Source organism: Rhodanobacter aciditrophus, assembly GCF_042679525.1.
Classification (GTDB): Bacteria; Pseudomonadota; Gammaproteobacteria; order Pseudomonadales; family Marinomonadaceae; genus Marinomonas; species Marinomonas aciditrophus.
Window position 1 is genome coordinate 93,855 of record NZ_JBHTMN010000002.1, and the last position, 18,308, is coordinate 112,162.

Genomic DNA, 18,308 nt, shown 5'->3' on the forward strand with positions numbered 1-18,308 from the left:
GATTCTAAATTTCAGTGCAACACTTTTTTGAATTTTTTTTAATTTTTTTGTGACACATAACGCTGGTCTTCCCCAGCACGAATCCAGACGTTGGAGAACCAGTAATACTGACTCCCCGCCCTATTTGGCATAGTACAGTTAATACGCCCACGACCGACACCAAATGGTTTCTCTGCCGCCGCAACAACAGTGGTATCGTCTAGCCAGTTTAATGCTGCTTTGCCCTGCCCTGACACATAACACGCCAAGTCTTTTAGACGATACTGCCCATCTTTAAATGAAAGCGTTAACGACACGGGCATCTCACCCGCAAAATCGCCACCGGCTTCAACTTTCTCTAGCGGCATCGGCATAGAATTCAACTTGGTTTTTAATGTAGAGAGCTTGGCGTAGTTGCCTGCTGCAGGGAAACGAGGCAAGTCGGCAAAATTAGAGTCTTTACTCACAACACCAGACTGCTGCCCAAAGCCCACAATCCCTTGATCAGTCAACAGAGTGCGAATCTCCTGATTAGACTCCCCGTAAGGATACGCCAACATTTTAGGGGATGTGCCTAAGTGCTCCTCTAATGCGGCCTCCACATCTGCCACTTCTTTTTCCATACGAGCCTTCCACTGCCCATGGGATTCCCCTTCTTCCATTCGTGCCATATAAGGGTGGCTGACTGTATGGTTCGCAAATACGCCACCTGATTGGGTCATTTCTTTGATTTGATCCCAAGTTAGGAAGCTACGGTTTTTTTGCTCGATGGGCTGAGTATTAATAAAGACAGTAAATGGGAACCCATGCTCTTTAAGGATTGGAAAGCCATTTTGATAAATATTGCGATAGGCATCATCAAAAGTAATCGCAACGGCTTTATCAGGTAATGCTACGCCATTACGAATGTCGTCTAGGGCTTTTGCCAAATCCACCACGTTAAAATTAGCTTCAGCCAAATAGTCCATGTGCTCTTTAAACTCTTCAGGAGAAAGAGAGGTGGATCGGGGAGTCGATGCGCTCACATGGTGATATTGCAAAATAGGCAAATAATCTTGTGCGAAGGTCGCCGACGCCAGCATGGTTGCAGCACCAATTAAACCTAGGTGTTTTAGTGACATTTCCAGTCCTTTAATTTAAGTATTTATTCACAGCATTGTACGCGACCCCTTTATAAAGGGACAACTCAACAACTGTTATGCTCATTTAGTACTACCACTGCATCTATCCCGTTTCTATTTCTTAGCACTACACTGAAATCAGATTAGGAGGAAAGAAACATGAGCAAACAGACACTCTATACAAAGCTTACCCAGCAACTTCACGAGCTGAAAACCGAAGGCCTATACAAGGAAGAACGAGCCTTAGCCAGCCCCCAGAGCGGCACAGTTTCTCTTGCCTCTGGCAATCCTTTAATCAATCTATGCGCTAACAATTATTTAGGCTTAGCCAATCATCCCCAAGTCATTAACGCCGCCCACCAAGCGTTAGATGATTTTGGCTATGGTATGGCATCGGTTCGCTTTATCTGTGGCACCCAAACGATCCATCAGCAATTGGAAGCTCGCCTAAGTCACTTTTTAGGCATGGAAGACACCATCCTGTACTCGTCTTGTTTTGATGCCAACGGCGGCTTATTTGAAACCCTACTGACAAAAGACGATGCAGTGATCAGCGACAGCTTGAACCACGCCAGCATCATTGATGGGGTACGCTTATGCAAAGCGCAACGCTACCGTTACGACAACAACGACATGCAGGATCTGGAAAAAGCACTACAAGAAGCAGACACAGCTGGCGCAAAAACTAAGCTGATTGTCACTGACGGCGTCTTCTCTATGGATGGCATCATTGCCAATTTAGCAGGAGTCTGTGATCTGGCTGACCAATACGATGCACTGGTGATGGTAGACGACTCCCATGCGGTGGGTTTTTTAGGTGCCCATGGCAAAGGCTCCCATGAATATTGTGAGGTTATGGGGCGCGTTGACATCATCACCGGCACTTTAGGTAAAGCCCTAGGCGGTGCATCCGGCGGCTATACCAGCGGCAAAAAGCCTGTCATCGACTGGCTACGCCAGCGCTCTCGCCCTTACCTTTTCTCCAACTCTCTGGCACCTATGATTGCAGCCACCAGCTTGGCTGTTGTGGACCTATTAGAAAGCGATTTAAAACCATTGCAACAACTACAAAGCAATGCAGAATACTTTAGAGCACAACTGAATGCATTAGGGTTTGAGCTCATCCCAGGGGAACATCCGATCATTCCCGTTATGTTAGGGGATGCCGCACTCGCGCAACGTATGGCCACTGCCCTTCAAGAAGAAGGCGTACTGGTCACAGGGTTCTCTTACCCAGTCGTCCCAATGAACAAAGCGCGAATTCGTACACAAATGTCTGCGGCCCTGACTCGTGAAGAATTGGATCAAGCCATTGCAGCATTTAAACGCGTTGGCCAAAGGTTAAACATTATCTAGGAGTCTTGGTCATGAAAACATTAAGCAAGCAGCACCCAAAAGAAGGCATTTGGTTAACCCAAACCAAGCGCCCTCAATGTGGTCACAACGACGTATTGATTAAAATCCAAAAAACCGCCATCTGCGGTACGGATATCCATATCTACAAATGGGACGAATGGGCACAAAAAACCATCCCCCACGGCATGACCGTAGGCCATGAATTCGTCGGTACCATTGCAGAAGTGGGAGCCGAAGTACGGGGCTTTAAAATTGGCGATCGCGTTTCTGGGGAAGGTCATATCACCTGTGGCCATTGCCGTAATTGCCGTGCAGGCAGAAGACACCTATGTCGCACAACCCTTGGGGTTGGGGTCAACCGTCCTGGCGCCTTCGCAGAATACTTAGCCATCCCAGCCAGCAACGCTTTCAAAATACCTGACGACATTAGTAGCGATATGGCGGCCATCTTCGACCCATTCGGTAACGCCACCCATACGGCTTTGTCATTTGATCTGGTTGGAGAAGATGTCTTAATTACCGGAGCCGGCCCAATTGGCGCCATGGCCGCCGCCATTGCCAAACATGTGGGAGCCCGCAACGTTGTCATTACCGACGTGAACGACTACCGACTCTCATTAGCCAAACAGTTAGGCGCCACCCGCACCGTCAACGTCATGAATGAATCTCTCAAAGATGTCATGGGGGAACTGCACATGACCGAAGGCTTTGATGTGGGCCTTGAAATGTCAGGTAATGGCAGCGCCTTTGAATCCATGCTGGAAAACCTCAACCATGGGGGCAAGATCGCCATGCTTGGCATTCCAAGCAGTGATACACGCATTGATTGGAATCAGGTTATTTTTAAAGGTCTGACAATCAAAGGCATTTATGGCCGAGAAATGTACGAAACCTGGTACAAAATGGTTGCCATGCTGCAATCGGGTCTCGACATCAGCCCTATCATTACTCACCATTTCTCTATCAACCAGTTCCAAGAGGGCTTTGACGCCATGCTATCCGGCAAGTCTGGCAAGGTGATTCTAGACTGGTAACCCCTAGCTCACTAAATCCGGTTGCCAATGACCTGACTGCACGTTAGTTTAGTGAGGTCATTGGACGGATAGTAGACTCATGATTGAAATAGGCACACACACTCACCCTTCCCCCCACGCAGCAGCGCGCTACATTCTATTAGCGAAACAAAAGGTTCTCATTGTTGGCGATCAATTTCTTTTCTCGCTGGGGGATTTTCATCCCACCTCAGAAATGCGCAGCGTCTATTGCGGCAAATTTGAAGAGAATGATGTGTTTGTGTGCTACTTTCCGCAAACCCCAAAAGGCTTTGAGGAAAAAGGGCTACGAGAACTTCTGTTTGAAACCACCGATTACTATTACGGACTGCTGAGTCGCGCCCAACAGCTGGCCACCTGGGATGCAGACCATCAGTTTTGCGGTCGCTGCGGTCATGCTTTAACGGTTAAACACCCAAAAGAGCATGCAAAAGTCTGTTCCCACTGCAATATCCGACACTACCCGCGAATTTCCCCCTGCATCATTGTATCGGTGCGTAAGGGTAATGACATTCTGCTCGCTCGACCATTAACAGCCAAAGAAGGCTTCTTCAGTAATATTGCGGGCTTTGTTGAAGCTGGAGAAACCTTGGAGCAGGCAGTACAACGGGAAGTCATGGAAGAAGTGGGCATCAAAGTCACCAATATTCGCTACATTGATAGCCAGCCATGGTCTTTTCCACATCAACTGATGGTGGGCTTTTTTGCGGAGTATGATTCTGGAGAGATCACCCCCGCCAAAGATGAAATCGCCGAGGCTCACTGGTGGCCCTATAACGATTTACCAAACACCCCCAACCCAACCAGCATTTCTGGTCAGCTGATCCTGGCGCAAGTAGCAGCCATCGCAAAAGACCAGGACCGCTAGCTCTGTACCTTGAATGAGGACATAAGGATTATGCAGCTCTTTAATTGCCAACAATGTGGTCAAACCTTACTGTTTGAAAACACCCAATGTGAAGCTTGCCAAGCTCAACTCGGATTTATACCTGAGCTGCTGACCTTGAGTGCCCTCACCCCTCTGGAGAATGGCTATCAGGCACAAGGAGACACAAGCGGACAAATATGGCATTTTTGCGCCAACCACCAACACAATGTCTGCAACTGGATGGTCAAGGAAGAAGGCACCCTATGCGAAGCTTGTGACCTAAACCGCCATATTCCAAACCTAGCGGGGATAGAAGAACACCAAGCTTGGCAGCAATTAGAATCTGCCAAACACCGTCTAGTCTTTTCTCTGTTAAAGCTAAAACTTCCAGTGATCAGCAAAAAAGAAGACCCACAGGATGGCCTATCGTTTGATTTCATTTCTGAAGAAAACCAAATCCCAGAGGACGCCCAAAGCACCACAGGTCATGCCCTAGGACAAATCACCATCAATACCGCCGAAGCAGATCCCGTGGATCGCGAGCAAGTACGTCAGGACATGAACGAATCCTATCGTACGTTAATCGGACATTTTCGCCATGAAGTGGGCCACTATTATTGGGATCAATTGATTGCCCCCAATGCCCAATTATTGGAGCAATACCGAGCAATGTTTGGTGATGAGCGCGCCAACTACAGTGACGCACTGCAACAACACTACAGCCAACCTCAGCCAGATTGGCAAACCTCTTTTGTCAGCAGCTACGCGGCCTCCCACCCTTGGGAAGATTGGGCAGAAACCTGGGCCCACTATTTACACATACTCGATACATTGGAAACAGCTTATGAATTCGGTTTGCAGGTACAACCTCCCAACCCTAGTCATCAAGCCTTAGCCACGCAGGCCAGCCTCGACCCATACCAGCATGGGAACTTTGAAGACATTCTCAACCAGTATTTACCTCTTACCTTCGCCGTCAATAATTTAAATCGGAGCATGGGACAACCGGATTTGTACCCCTTCATTATTGCACCGGCCGTACGCGAAAAACTTAGTTTTATTCATCAGGTAGTGCAGAGCTATTCCCAGTAAAGCGCCATATAAAACGCGCAATAAAAAGGCCGCATCTCAGTGCGGCCTTTTGATTCGAAGTATTGCTAGTCCGTAACAACTTTATAACAAGGAACGTAGGCACTGCCCGGCAACTTCATACGCTGTTGCTCAACAAAGGCTTGCAGCAGGGCATCTAACTTACGCATTAGCCCTTTATCCCCATGGATTTCAAAGGGACCTAGCTCCTTAATACTTGCCACCCCTTGGGGCTTCACATTACCCGCTACAATCGAAGAGAACGCTCGACGCAAATCCGCCGCTAACAAGTGAGTGTCCTGACCGAAATGCAGATTCAAACCACGCACGTTCTCGTGGGTCGGCTCGAAGGGACGCTGAAATTCATCAGGCACATGCAGCTTCCAGTTATAGTAGAAGGCATCTTGATGGGCTTTACGATATAGACGCACTTCTTCCATACCACGCTTCATGACACGGGAGACTTCCACAGCATCATCAATAATAATCTGATACTTGGCTTGAGCCGCTTCCCCTAACACTGCACCAATAAACTCATCGATCTGCTCAAAGTAAGCCGCACTTTCTTTCGGCCCAGTGAACACCAATGGGTAAGGGATGCCATCGTTTTTAGGGTGCAACAAGATACCCAGTAAATACAGGATCTCCTCAGCAGTACCAGCGCCGCCTGGGAACACCACAATACCGTGGCCAGTGCGGACAAAGGCTTCCAGACGCTTTTCAATGTCTGGCATGATCACCAGTTGGTTCACAATAGGATTCGGTGATTCCGCAGCAATGATGCCAGGCTCAGTTAAGCCCAAATACACACCATTGTTTAAGCGCTGCTTAGCATGGGCAATCGCAGCCCCTTTCATGGGACCCTTCATGGCCCCTGGACCACAGCCCGTACAAATATTTAATTCACGCAGCCCCAACTCATGGCCTACTTGCTTGGTGTAATCGTACTCGTGTCGGGCAATAGAGTGACCACCCCAGCAAACGATCATGTCTGGACTTTGAATGCGTCGAAACACATTGGCGTTACGCAACAGCTCAAACACGACGTTGGTGATTTTATCGGAAGAAGCCTCTCCCAAACCGCGAGAAAGGTTGTATTCATGGTAAGTAAAGATGATGTCACGCAAAACACTGAACAACATCTCACGGACGCTGCTGATCATCTTGCCATCGACGAATGCGCTGCCCGGTGCGTTTTTCAGTTCTAATTTAACGCCCCGCTCTTGCTGAATAATTCGGATTTCAAAATCTTTAAAGACCGACATAATTTCAGTCGGATCATCGGAGTCACTGCCACAGTTCAAAATGGCCAATGAACAACGTCGAAACAACTCATGCAACTCGCCAGAGTCTTCTGACATGCGAGCTATTTCATCCTGAGATAACATTTCCAGTGCGCCTTTTGGTGATACCAGCGCATCTACGCGATCGTTCAACATCATGATCGCCCTCCTTTTCAGTTATGTTCTTGTCTTATAAGTATATTGATCCGAAAGGCTCAAATTGCAAGACAAATTGTGTAGCCAAATTTTTCTGTCTTCCACAACACATAAAAAAGGCCGCTTACGCGGCCTATTTTTTATCACAACTGACTCAGCACATATTCCGCCGAGCTCACTTTAAACTCTCCGGGCTCATCAAGCCAAAGTTCTTGGATAATACCGTTATCCACCAACATGGCGTAACGACGACTTCTAATCCCCATTTTGGCAGCGGAAATATCCAGCTCCAATCCCATAGAAGTGGTCAGCTCTGCCAAGCCATCTGCCGCCATGACAATGTTTTCTGCGTTTTGTGCATTGCCCCAAGCATTCATCACAAACACATCATTCACTGAAAGACACATGATCTCATCAATGCCTTTTTCCTTGAAAGCATCGTAATGGACAACATAACCAGGTAAATGACTCGCACTACACGTCGGTGTAAAGGCTCCAGGTACAGCAAACATTAAGACTCTCTTGTTTGCGAAGAACTCTGTTACATCAATTGTTTGCGGGCCTTCTTCCCCCATGACCTGGAAGCTACCGTATGGCAGCATATCACCCATCTGTAAACTCATACCTTTCTCCAAATGTTGCGGATGCCAACATAGTACCCAAATGAATCTCAGCTAGCGATAGTCTTATGATGTTTTAAATTGCCCCACCAACTGACGTTGGTGCTCCGCTACTTCGTTCATCTTCTCACAGTTTTCCTTACCTATACGGGCTTCTTCCATAGCACTTTCTGAGCTGGAGGAAATTTCATGAACGCTTTGGTTAATCTCTTGGGCCACATGGGATTGCTGCTCAGCCGCTGTGGCAATTTGCATACTCAAGTCGCGGATTTCAACCATGAATTCACGTAGGTCATTCAAGACAACACCCACACTTTGTGCTTCTTCCATGCTGTCACGGGCATTTTGACGACTTTGATCCATAGAGCTTACCGCATCTTTGACCCCGCTTTGCAGATCAGAAATCACCGTTTGTATTTCTTCTGTAGAGGTATGCGTTCTATTCGCTAGGGTACGTACTTCATCCGCCACGACAGCGAATCCTCGACCTTGCTCACCGGCACGGGCTGCTTCAATCGCAGCGTTCAAAGCCAATAAGTTAGTTTGTTCAGCAATCTCTTGAATCACAGACAGAATTTGACCGATATTTTGCGAATGTTGGTCGACCCGCAAAACAATTTCAGACGACGCCTCGAGCTGAGACACTAAACTCTGAACCTGAGCAATGTTTTCATTCATCCTTTCAAGACTATGGTGCGCACTCTTATCCACGTCTTGGACCTTACTCAAAGTCACTTCGGCATTTTGGGCGACTTCCGCAACGGTTGCAGACATTTCATTCATAGCAGAAGCGACTGACGTCGTTTTGTCGTTTTGCTCTTGCATGATGTTCTGAGTATTTGACGACGTCTGATACACATGGCCAGCTGATTTCACCACTTCATGGGATGCGCCTTCAATCTGTTTCACCACAGATCCCAGCTTTTCTACCAGTATGTTCACCCAGCTCGATAACTGACCAAACTCGTCCTTGCTGGTGACAGTGACACGCTGGGTCAAGTCACCATTAGCGATAAGATCCAAGATCTCTAAAATCTTCGCTAACGGCTTACGGATACTTCTGCTAACCCATAACGCCACTAATACTGCAATGATGACGGAGACAGCCACCACTAAAATCGAAATGTATTTAGCATTAGAAGAGGCGCTTAGAGCATTATCTTTAGCCTGGTCACGTAGCTCATTCACCATGCCACTGAGCTCTTGCTGGTATCCTTGGATGACATTAAGGCTATTAAGTAAGCTCGCTGCGGCAATTTCCGCTTCTACCTCAATCTTATTTAACTCGTAGTACTCAGCAATCACACCATCTTCAGCTTGAGCCGCCTGACGAATGATCTCTATGTTCTCAACCACCATCTCATCATTAATGGTTTCTAATACTTGATCCACAGGACCAAATGAAGAATCAATATCGCTTTGCAGGTCTTCTAGATCACTGATATCAGAGGTATCAAAGTAATCACTAATCAGTAATTGCAAACTTTCCATTTGCGTACGGGCTAACCCAGACGCAAAAGATTGCTCATCACTCTCTGGGTAACGCTCAATCGCCTTCAGGTCATCAACCACAAAGCTCATTGTATCTTTCAGATCTAGCTTCTTATCCGCAAGATTGCGTTTAAGCTGTACTTGACGTGTATGATCTTCAATGGCGCTACTGGCCACAGCCATAAACTCATCGGATTGGTCATCCACCGCGGTCAATACCGCAAGGATGTCAGGGTAGTCTGAGACCAATGATTTAAGCGCCTCGCTTTGTGCAGCAAACGCATCACGGCCTTGATTGAACTGAGTCATCGCTTCTTCTAATGCTGCATCACTGGAGGCCACCAAATACTGCAATACAGCACTACTGGTTTCTCCCATTTGCGCACTCAAAGCATTACTGCCATCGGAGATATTAGCCATTTCTCCAGTTACAGTTTCTATACGTTCCTGAACACTGTTGAGACCTTGGACGCCAGCGCCAGCGACCACAAACAGCAACACCAATAACAGCACAAAACCAAGCAGCACACGCTGCACAACAGATAGAGACATCATTTCCTCTCAAAAAATAGTGTAAACATTTGGTTTCCGCGCCTCGCAATTATTATGTTTTCTTTACTCAACTTTGCCTGTAAACAAACGTAACCGCAAGTTCATTTAGGCCTCCGCTCCTTATCTGACTTATTTTATAGAGCGCAATCTGATAAATTGAACAGCTAGCAAACTTAAGGCCACTTTCATCCATGGATCAAACCCTCTATCAAAAAGTCGCGGATCAAATTGAAACGCATATCCAAGAGGGACTTTTTAAGCTAGGCGAGCGCATTCCATCCGTACGAAAAGCCAGCGCCCAGATGGAAGTCAGCATGGCAACCGTGCTACAGGCCTATCGTTTACTTGAGGATCGCGGGGTGATCAAAGCCCAGCCACAAAAAGGCTACTTTGTTCACAGTATTCCTACTCAACCCCTAAAAGTTCGTCCCCAGTCCACTGCAGATCAGGATGAAAGCATCCAGACCATGTTGGCTAACGTGCTACGGCTTTCTCAAGATACAAATGTGACTCAGTTTGGTGCAGCCATCCCTAACAACCAATTCTTACCCATCCGACAATTGCAGCGATCCGTTGGTCGCCTGATGCGTTTAGAACCCGATATCTGTGCCGCTTACGCTTTCACACCTGGCTCTGAAGTGTTGCGTAGACAGATTGCCATTCGCATGCTCGATACCGGCTGCAAGTTATCCCCTGAAGACATACTGATTACACTGGGTTGCCAACACGCCTTAATGCTTGCGCTACAGAGCACCACCATGCCGGGTGACACCATTGCGATAGAAAGCCCGAGCTATCATGGAATACTGCAAGCAGCCAAAGCATTACATTTAAAGGTCATCGAAATCCCATGTCACTGGGACACGGGCTTAGACCTAAGTATGCTGGCCAATGCTTTAGCGGAGCATCCGATTAAAGCTTGCGTGGTCTCCCCAGAGAATCAAAATCCAACGGGGGCGCAGATGCCTCAACCCGCACGCCATGAGCTACTCACGCTGGCCGCTAACTATGACATCACCATCATTGAAGACGATGTGTATGGAGAGCTTTGCTATCAATCTCCAAGACTGCCGTCATTAAAAGCATTAGACAGGCAAGATAAGGTTATCTACTGCGGGTCATTTTCAAAAAGTATCGCACCAGGATTTCGCGTCGGATGGATTATTGGCGGTAAACAACAAGCGGCAATTGCCCAACAGGCTTATGTGCAATCCTTTGCCACGCCTACGTTAACGCAGGTTGCCATCGCTAATTTTTTAGAAAATGGCGCCTATGACCGTCATCTACGTAAGACTCGCCAAACCTATCAACAAAACTTAAGCTACTTTCAAGGAGCAATCACTAAACACTTTCCCGTCGGTACTCACTACTCTGCGCCGAAAGGAGGGTTTATCCTTTGGGTTACTTTACCCAAAGAGATCAATGCTTTAGCACTCCATAAGCTAGCACTACAACATAAAATAGGTTTGCTACCAGGCCATGCCCTCAGCCATTCTGGAACCTTCACCCACCATATCCGTATTAATTACGCTCTCCCATGGAACAACCACACAGAAACGGCACTCAAAACACTTGGTCGCCTTTGCTTTGAATTAATGGACTGATATATGCATAGCGTTTTAATAGGTTAGGATGAAATTCCCACTGGCCTGAATTTTTCAGCCCATAATGGGTACTTATCACGCCTGTTCTAGTGGGATTTACGTGAGGCTCAGATACCAATAGTGAAAAATTATTTAGACCGTGGAATTTATCCTAAATTTCGTCTGTACAGCCAGATTAAAAAGCGTACAATTCGCTTTCTTTTAAACCTTATGGCTGTCTGGCCGATAAACCAATTAATTACATAGAACTGGCTTGTCGCGATGGAATTTGTTGCACATCCAAAAGACTTACCCTTAAACATCGAAGTGATTGAGGATCAGTCTTTTCCGACTGTAGGCACAGATCGGCACGGCTTTGTAGGCATTACCTACTTAGCCTCTAGCGCTTTTCAAACGGGCGCATCTGTACGCATAACATTGGAAGAAATTGACCCGCATTTCTGTGTTGTTGGGCGCATCGCTTGGTGTGACAATGAGCGGGACGAATATCGCATCGCTATCGAATTCCCTAACAAAGAAGACTGTTACTGTGTCCGCATGGTAGAACAGCTTTCACAGATCGAGCACTATCGCCGACAGGCGAAGTTTCAAGGCCGACGCTTAAACTATAACGAAGCGGCTGCCGAATGGATTCAGCAATTCGCAGCAAGCTTCCCAGCATTTACAATTTAAACTCTTCATGACTAGTACCCTATCTCAAGCTGATATTGACATCATTACTCAGCAATTAGGTCGCACACCTAGCGGAATTCGCAGCGTTGCACATTACTCACCCGATGGTGTTCCCCAAGTTCTTGAAATGGAAACCTGGGTCTTTGACCAACCTTTTCCAACTTTATTTTGGCTCTCCAGCAGCGCCATTGATAAAGCCCTTGCGCGCATCGAAAGCCAAGGTGTCGTAAAAGAGCTTGAGCAACGTATCAAAGACGATGAAGAACTCCGTGCTGCCTACCATAGATCCCACGAGGATTATGTGAAGCGCCGTTGGGATGCCATGAGCCAGGAACATAAAGCCATTATTGAAGAAAAAGGCTTCACTCACCTGTTTGAAACCTTAGGCATAGGCGGCATTAAAAACTGGGATCAGGTTCGCTGCTTACACATGCAATACGGACATCACCTTGCCGGAGAAAACATCATTGGTAAGATATTAGATGAAGAATATGGCATCCGAGATATTGCCGACGCCGAAGCGCGTCAAGCCTACAGTCGTTAAACGACCCTATGACAATAATAAGGCCAGCAATTGCTGGCCTTATTATTTTGATTAAGACAAAACTCTTTAGGTCACCCTTTCAGTGCTGCTCGAAGCTCATCTGGGCTCGATACTTTAGGAAGAATCTCACGCACCTTATTAAATGCATTGCAGGCAACTGCTGGGCGTTGGGCGTAAGTGGTTAAGGCACCACCGGTCCAGCCCGCTAGTTTTAACACTTCTTTTTTAAAATTATTACCAGTAACGCCATGGCCGCCTAAAGCCATCAACTCATCCTCGATATCGAGGTAACTCGGACGCTCGCCACCGAACTTCATAAAGTCGTCCTGCTGAACCTCTGCGTGTTGTTTAGCCATTCTGTAAACCCTTTGTGATACGAACACTGTATTCCTTACAGTAGCCAGTTCGCAGTCAATGCTCAAGCTACCACATGTATCAAAACGTAATGTTATTTGCTGCAATAAACAACACTTTCCATTCCCAAAGTTTAGGCTGGCATCTTAGAATACTAAGACATTCACCTATCTGATTAAGTTTACACAAGAGGATTGCACATGGACTGGCTTTTTCCGAATATTCCCTATTGGGCATTGATAGCCCTTTTTGCTACGGCCTTTGTTGCCGGATTAATAGATGCCCTAGCAGGCGGTGGCGGTTTGATTACTGTCCCCGTACTTATTGCCACAGGAGTGTCTCCCGTCGAAGCCTTAGCAACCAACAAGCTTCAAGGAAGCGCTGGGACGCTATCATCCTCTTATCATTTTGTTCGAACCGGAGCGGTGTCATTAAACTCCTTAAAAGTCCCGATCATAATGACGGCCATTGGCTCCGTGTCAGGCACGTTACTGGTGTCTTACCTAGACAGTAATCTGTTGATTAAAGTGATCCCTGGAATTCTCATCGGCGTCGCTATTTTCTTTTGGCTGTTACCCAAGATACAGCCAGCCATCGCCAAGTTTAAGCAACTAACAATGACGCAATTTGCGTTTGCAGCAGGACTGACTTTTGGTTTTTATGATGGTCTGATTGGCCCAGGCACCGGGGCCTTTTTCTCTACCGCATTCATTTGCTTCATGGGCTATTCAATTGTTTCCGCCACGGCTCATACCAAGGTGTTAAATGCCACCAGTAATGCCTCTTCATTGATCATTTTTAGCTTCAGCGGTCACGTACTTTGGGGGCTGGGAATTCTAATGGGGATTGGAAGCTGGCTTGGGGCTCAAGTCGGCTCACGACTGGTGATATCGAAAGGTGCAAAGCTCATTCGCCCATTAGTGATACTCATGTGTATCGCTCTCTCCACGAAATTATTACTGTCTAGTTAAGCTAACACGCAGGCAAAAAAACGGCGACCCGAGGGTCGCCGAACTAACACACATGCTTAAATGTGTCCGGTCATTATGCGGCTGCGCTTGCCACGGTCTCACCTTCAACCAGCGCCATTTGGGCTAGTTTTTCCATTAGGCGAACCACTTGGCAGCTGTAGCCGTATTCGTTGTCGTACCAAACGTATAGAGTCGCTTGGTTACCACGTACTTTTGTAGACAGTGAATCCAAGATTCCTGCTTGCTCACTACCGATGAAATCCGAGCTAACAGCATCAGATTCGGCACTGAAACCGATTTGACCTGCCAAGGCAGCGCTTGCTGAAGCATTTTTCAGCACTTCGTTAATCTCTTCGACGGAAGTACCAGCCTTTAGATTAAGACTTAACACTGCGATAGAAACGTTGATCACTGGAACACGGATAGCGCTACCACTTAGCTTGCCTTCTAGGGAAGGGATGGCTTTAGAAACGGCTTTTGCTGCGCCAGTTTCTGTCATAACCATGTTCATGGCTGCTGCACGTCCACGACGATCACCTTTGTGAACATTGTCAATTAGGTTTTGGTCGTTGGTGTAAGCGTGAACTGTCTCTACGTGACCAGATTCGATGCCGTATTTCGCTTCCAATACAGAAAGAATCGGAGTAATAGCATTGGTGGTACAAGATGCCGCAGACAAAATTTTGTCATCAAAATTGATGTCGCTGTCGTTCACACCGAACACAACGTTCTTCATCTCTTTACCAGGTGCAGTCAGCACAACACGCTCGATGCCAGGGCGAGCAAGATGCACGCTCAAGCCATCGTGATCACGCCAGCGGCCTGTGTTGTCAACAAGCAAGGCATTGTTGATACCAAATGCTGTGTAATCAACAGTGCTTGGATCCGATGCATAGATCACTTTAACGGGCTGACCATTGATAATGAGCTGTTCGTTTTCTGCGTCAGCTTTAACAACACCTTCGTAGGTGCCATGTACTGAATCAAATTTAAGTAGGCTAGCGCGTTTCGCTAGATCATTGTCGCAGGCTTTACGTACAACGATTGCGGCTAGGTGCATACCTGGCGTTGTATGGCCAAGAGTACACATACGACGAGCAAGCAATCGACCGATTCGACCGAAGCCGTACAGCACAACAGGCGTTGTAGATCCCGCCACAGCATTACCCGCTAGTGTCTCAAGATCTGCAGCAGCAAATACTTCTTCCAACTCAACGGTTGTGTTGGCGGTGTTGCCTTCGATCAGTTGCTCCAACACTTGATATACACGTGCTAGATCGATTTCAGGATATTGATCAAAAAGAGCCACTAATCCTGTGACAGAGTCAGACATAAGTGTTTGTCCAGCTAACTGAACTTTAACTGACTGCTCACGACCTAACTTACCCAAAAGAGGAATCATTGATTCAACTTTTGATACGGTTTCTATCCAAGTGTTTGCCATGTATCTGCCCCCGAGAAAAACAAACGATTTCTAACGATTTGGGCGCAGTTTACCCATTCAAAATGGCAAAAACAAATTGTAGCTCGACAACAAAAACCCTTTAAAATCGTGCATTTAAGGCGATTTTTTATGAAAACAACGTAATTCTGAAAGGTCTGTTATTAAATAACAACAATACATATAAAAGTCGGTTTTTAAGCCCTTTTAATCTAATAAAGTTACGTAATTTACTAACAGAAACTGGTGGAAACTTTCTTAAATTTTTTACACGTAACGCTTTCGTTCAGCCAAAAAACCTAAGAGACAGAAGCAAGCAAGGATAAAACTAGGGAGATATACCGAACTTATATGAGTCAGCAACCAATACACCATAGGCTGTCCCCATAAAGTCAAAAAGCCATATCCGAAGGTACACATCAAAACAAATGCACCAATACGGGCAAGGAAGAACCAATTGGCCACGGCACGTTTAAGCATACCATTAACATGATCACCGAAAATGACTAAAAGCGTCGCCACCAAGGCAAGGGAAATATCCTGTAGATAAGGTCGTAAGTTATACGCCAAAGAGGCGTTAAGATCATAAAGCACATTAATCATGAAGAAGCATTACCGAGCACGGCGCATCAGCGCCTCAACGTCAATTTGGCCAGAGGCTTGTTCTCGAGCAGGACGCGTATCCACATATAAAACGGACACATCAAAGGTGGTGTTGTGAAGTTCAATCTCAGTGCCATCGGACAATAACCAACGGGCTCTCCCAAAGCCATCGCGGACAAATCCTACATCAGGCTGGCCATATTTTTTAACTAACACATTACCCAAACTCGCCCGCTTTTCTTTACTCTCGACCACACCTGACATGGTAGCCTTCTCAACAAAATTAGACGTGTTGTAACGCACAGTCAGTTCACGAATTCCTAATATGCCCTCTTTTCCTAAGCTATAGCTGGCAATTCCAGCACGATAGGACGGATAAGGCTCTAAGCCCATTTTTTTAAGGTGCGCTTCAAAGGAAGACTTTGATAGGTCATTAAACCCAATACCAAATAGCTCTGCTCCTTTAGCATAGCTGGGGGCAACCACAGGTTCTGGCTCGGTCTGCTCTTGCGCAAAACTTTGTACGCTCACTAAACCCAACATTAGCGTAAACACTTGCAACGCAACTCGATAAAAAAACATGTTTCAACAAACCTAAATCTAATTTTAACCAAAAAGTCAGGAAGCGGATTTTACCTTTCTTTGATAATATAGCGCCATATTCCATACTTCATTGTAAACCACTTATCCATTTGAGGTAGCCCATGGCACTCGTAATTGGCGTAACCGGCATTTCTGGTAGCGGCAAAAGCCGTCTATGCTCACTGTTAGCAGAAGGCTTACAAGATAGACTGACCATAATTTGTCAGGATAGTTTCTACAAAGGCTGCGGCAGCATTGACCCTGATGTTTATAACTTTGATGATCTAAACTCGTTAGATTTGGAAAGCATCTCCCTTGCTATCCACAACTGCAAAAACCAAGAGCAGCCCAACGAAATCCCTGTGTACGATCACTCCCAACACAAGCGAGTTGGCTATCGTAACCTTGAGCCGAGTAAAGTCGTACTGGTTGAAGGGCACATGATGTTTCAAGATCCCGCTATCCGCGATGCTGTCGATTACCTTTTGTTTGTCGACACCGACATGGACATCGCCATCGTACGTCGATTGAAGCGCGATATCGCCGAGCGCGGACGTAATGTTAATGAGGTGACCAGCCGCTACATGCGCCATGTTCGCCAAGCATCATTAAAAACCATCGAGATTCGCAACAAAGCAGATTTCATTATTCCGAACAATAATAGCTTCACCAATGCGGCGAATTTATTACGCCATTATATTGAGTCATTATTAACGGAAAAAGGAGCCCGATAGGCTCCTTTTTTGATTCAAGACAAGATGTCAGTGTGACTATTTTTTGATGTCTTCAAAAAACTTCTTCACACCGTCAAACCAGCTCTTTTGCTTTGGCGAATGATCTGAATCATCCCCCATGCTGTCTGCCAGCTCTTGTAACAATTCTTTTTGGCGATCTGTCAGATTAACTGGCGTTTCAACTTGTACACGACAAATCAAATCCCCTACTGGGCCACCGCGTACAGGCTTAACACCCTTGTTACGCAAGCGGAACAATTTACCAGTCTGACATTCTGGTGTGACTTTCAAACGTACACGACCATCTAAAGTCGGCACGTCAATTTCGCCACCCAATGCTGCCGTAGCAAAACTGATCGGTACTTCGCAGTATAGGTTAGCGCCATCACGCTCAAAAATCGCGTGAGGTTTAACGGAGACTTGTACGAATAAGTCACCCGCTGGTCCACCATGAGTTCCGGCTTCCCCTTCCCCTGATAGGCGAATGCGATCGCCTGTATCAACCCCAGCTGGGATCTTAACATTCAGAGTCTTGTACTCTTGCTTACGACCTTGGCCGTGACAAGAGTTACACGGATCAGAGATGATCTGGCCTTGACCATGACACTCTGGACAGGTTTGCTGAACTGAGAAGAAACCTTGGGACATGCGCACTTGGCCAGCACCGCCACAGGTGCCACAAGTTTTCGGCTTAGAACCCGGTTTGGCACCAGAGCCATCACATACTTCACATTCCACAAGGGTTGGAATGCGGATCTTCTCTTCACAGCCCCATACTGCTTGCTCTAGGTCAAGCTCCAGGGTGTAACGTAAGTCAGAGCCACGACGGGTACGACTTTGTCCGCCACCGCCGCCGCCACCAAAGATGTCGCCAAATACGTCACCAAAGATGTCACTAAAACCGCCTGCACCACCGCCAAAGCCGCCTGCACCCGGCTGGCCATTTACGCCTTCGTGTCCGAAGCGATCATAGGCCGCGCGCTTGTCATCAGAAGACAGCACTTCGTAGGCTTCGGCGATTTCTTTAAATTTATCCAGTGCTTCTGGATTATCCGGATTTTTGTCCGGATGGTACTTGTTGGCTAACGAACGGTAAGACTTTTTGATGTCTTTTTTGTCCGCGTCTCGGCTTACACCAAGTACTTCATAATAATCACGTTTACTCATTGCAGGGTTTCCTGAATCTGTAGAGTGAGCTCTTTAGCCCGAAGACAGCAAAACACGGTGGCGTCCCGT

18 protein-coding genes are annotated in these 18,308 nt (G+C 46.7%); 9 read left to right on the top strand and 9 right to left on the bottom strand.

Annotation, left to right across the window (positions count from 1 at the left end; translation table 11 throughout):
• Positions 1–38: 38 nt before the first annotated feature.
• The gene (locus tag ACFQ45_RS00510) at positions 39–1,100 is read right to left on the bottom strand and encodes a polysaccharide deacetylase family protein (RefSeq protein WP_377364232.1); all 1,062 of its coding nucleotides are present in this window, start codon (positions 1,098–1,100) and stop codon (positions 39–41) included.
• A 159-nt stretch (positions 1,101–1,259) separates the two neighbouring features.
• Here ACFQ45_RS00510 and ACFQ45_RS00515 point away from each other — a divergent pair, with 159 nt between their 5' ends.
• The 4 genes from ACFQ45_RS00515 (at position 1,260) to ACFQ45_RS00530 (ending at position 5,468) form a co-directional block, all read left to right on the top strand.
• Positions 1,260–2,456, top strand: coding sequence for a glycine C-acetyltransferase (locus ACFQ45_RS00515; RefSeq protein WP_377364233.1), 1,197 nt, complete (start codon positions 1,260–1,262; stop codon positions 2,454–2,456).
• A gap of 11 nt (positions 2,457–2,467) precedes the next feature.
• Positions 2,468–3,490 (top strand): L-threonine 3-dehydrogenase, encoded by a 1,023-nt coding sequence (gene tdh, locus ACFQ45_RS00520; protein ID WP_377364235.1) that lies wholly within the window; start codon positions 2,468–2,470, stop codon positions 3,488–3,490.
• A 79-nt stretch (positions 3,491–3,569) separates the two neighbouring features.
• On the top strand, positions 3,570–4,376 hold the full coding sequence (gene nudC, locus ACFQ45_RS00525) for an NAD(+) diphosphatase (protein WP_377364237.1): 807 nt from the start codon (positions 3,570–3,572) through the stop codon (positions 4,374–4,376).
• 30 nt (positions 4,377–4,406) lie between these two features.
• Positions 4,407–5,468: a zinc-binding metallopeptidase family protein gene (locus tag ACFQ45_RS00530; protein WP_377364238.1), complete on the top strand. Its 1,062-nt coding sequence runs from the start codon at positions 4,407–4,409 to the stop codon at positions 5,466–5,468.
• Between the two features lie 65 nt (positions 5,469–5,533).
• Here ACFQ45_RS00530 and ppnN read toward each other — a convergent pair whose 3' ends face one another.
• From ppnN to ACFQ45_RS00545, 3 genes are all read right to left on the bottom strand, one after another.
• A complete protein-coding gene (gene ppnN, locus ACFQ45_RS00535) occupies positions 5,534–6,907 on the bottom strand; it encodes a nucleotide 5'-monophosphate nucleosidase PpnN (RefSeq protein ID WP_377364240.1) in 1,374 nt (457 codons plus the stop codon).
• 140 nt (positions 6,908–7,047) lie between these two features.
• Positions 7,048–7,527 carry a peroxiredoxin gene (locus ACFQ45_RS00540; RefSeq protein ID WP_377364242.1) on the bottom strand — a complete coding sequence of 160 codons (480 nt, stop codon included), beginning with the start codon at positions 7,525–7,527 and terminating at the stop codon, positions 7,048–7,050.
• A gap of 63 nt (positions 7,528–7,590) precedes the next feature.
• Entirely contained in the window at positions 7,591–9,570 is a 1,980-nt protein-coding gene (locus ACFQ45_RS00545) for a methyl-accepting chemotaxis protein (RefSeq protein WP_377364244.1), read from the bottom strand.
• A 188-nt stretch (positions 9,571–9,758) separates the two neighbouring features.
• Here ACFQ45_RS00545 and ACFQ45_RS00550 point away from each other — a divergent pair, with 188 nt between their 5' ends.
• From ACFQ45_RS00550 to ACFQ45_RS00560, 3 genes are all read left to right on the top strand, one after another.
• Entirely contained in the window at positions 9,759–11,171 is a 1,413-nt protein-coding gene (locus ACFQ45_RS00550; protein WP_377364246.1) for an aminotransferase-like domain-containing protein, read from the top strand.
• 261 nt (positions 11,172–11,432) lie between these two features.
• A complete protein-coding gene (locus tag ACFQ45_RS00555; protein WP_377364248.1) occupies positions 11,433–11,843 on the top strand; it encodes a hypothetical protein in 411 nt (136 codons plus the stop codon).
• 7 nt (positions 11,844–11,850) lie between these two features.
• Positions 11,851–12,387 carry a DUF501 domain-containing protein gene (locus tag ACFQ45_RS00560; protein WP_377364249.1) on the top strand — a complete coding sequence of 179 codons (537 nt, stop codon included), beginning with the start codon at positions 11,851–11,853 and terminating at the stop codon, positions 12,385–12,387.
• A gap of 71 nt (positions 12,388–12,458) precedes the next feature.
• On the opposite strand, the gene ACFQ45_RS00565 is transcribed toward ACFQ45_RS00560, so the two are convergent.
• The gene (locus ACFQ45_RS00565; RefSeq protein ID WP_377364250.1) at positions 12,459–12,743 is read right to left on the bottom strand and encodes a hypothetical protein; all 285 of its coding nucleotides are present in this window, start codon (positions 12,741–12,743) and stop codon (positions 12,459–12,461) included.
• A gap of 198 nt (positions 12,744–12,941) precedes the next feature.
• Between ACFQ45_RS00565 and ACFQ45_RS00570 the strand changes: the two genes are divergently transcribed.
• Positions 12,942–13,712: a TSUP family transporter gene (locus ACFQ45_RS00570; RefSeq protein WP_377364252.1), complete on the top strand. Its 771-nt coding sequence runs from the start codon at positions 12,942–12,944 to the stop codon at positions 13,710–13,712.
• Between the two features lie 73 nt (positions 13,713–13,785).
• Here the strand turns inward: ACFQ45_RS00570 and ACFQ45_RS00575 are convergent, their stop codons facing one another.
• The 3 genes from ACFQ45_RS00575 to ACFQ45_RS00585 all read right to left on the bottom strand — a co-directional run bounded on the left by ACFQ45_RS00575 (position 13,786) and on the right by ACFQ45_RS00585 (position 16,338).
• Positions 13,786–15,156: a glyceraldehyde-3-phosphate dehydrogenase gene (locus ACFQ45_RS00575; protein WP_377364253.1), complete on the bottom strand. Its 1,371-nt coding sequence runs from the start codon at positions 15,154–15,156 to the stop codon at positions 13,786–13,788.
• 264 nt (positions 15,157–15,420) lie between these two features.
• Entirely contained in the window at positions 15,421–15,756 is a 336-nt protein-coding gene (locus ACFQ45_RS00580) for a DUF3392 domain-containing protein (protein WP_377364255.1), read from the bottom strand.
• Between the two features lie 9 nt (positions 15,757–15,765).
• Positions 15,766–16,338, bottom strand: a complete 573-nt coding sequence (locus ACFQ45_RS00585; RefSeq protein ID WP_377364257.1) for a hypothetical protein — start codon at positions 16,336–16,338, stop codon at positions 15,766–15,768.
• 122 nt (positions 16,339–16,460) lie between these two features.
• On the opposite strand from ACFQ45_RS00585, the gene ACFQ45_RS00590 reads away from it, so the two are divergent.
• Positions 16,461–17,072, top strand: a complete 612-nt coding sequence (locus ACFQ45_RS00590) for a uridine kinase family protein (RefSeq protein ID WP_377364259.1) — start codon at positions 16,461–16,463, stop codon at positions 17,070–17,072.
• 36 nt (positions 17,073–17,108) lie between these two features.
• On the opposite strand, the gene dnaJ is transcribed toward ACFQ45_RS00590, so the two are convergent.
• Positions 17,109–18,239, bottom strand: a complete 1,131-nt coding sequence (dnaJ, locus tag ACFQ45_RS00595) for a molecular chaperone DnaJ (RefSeq protein WP_377364261.1) — start codon at positions 18,237–18,239, stop codon at positions 17,109–17,111.
• Between the last annotated feature and the right edge of the window lie 69 nt (positions 18,240–18,308).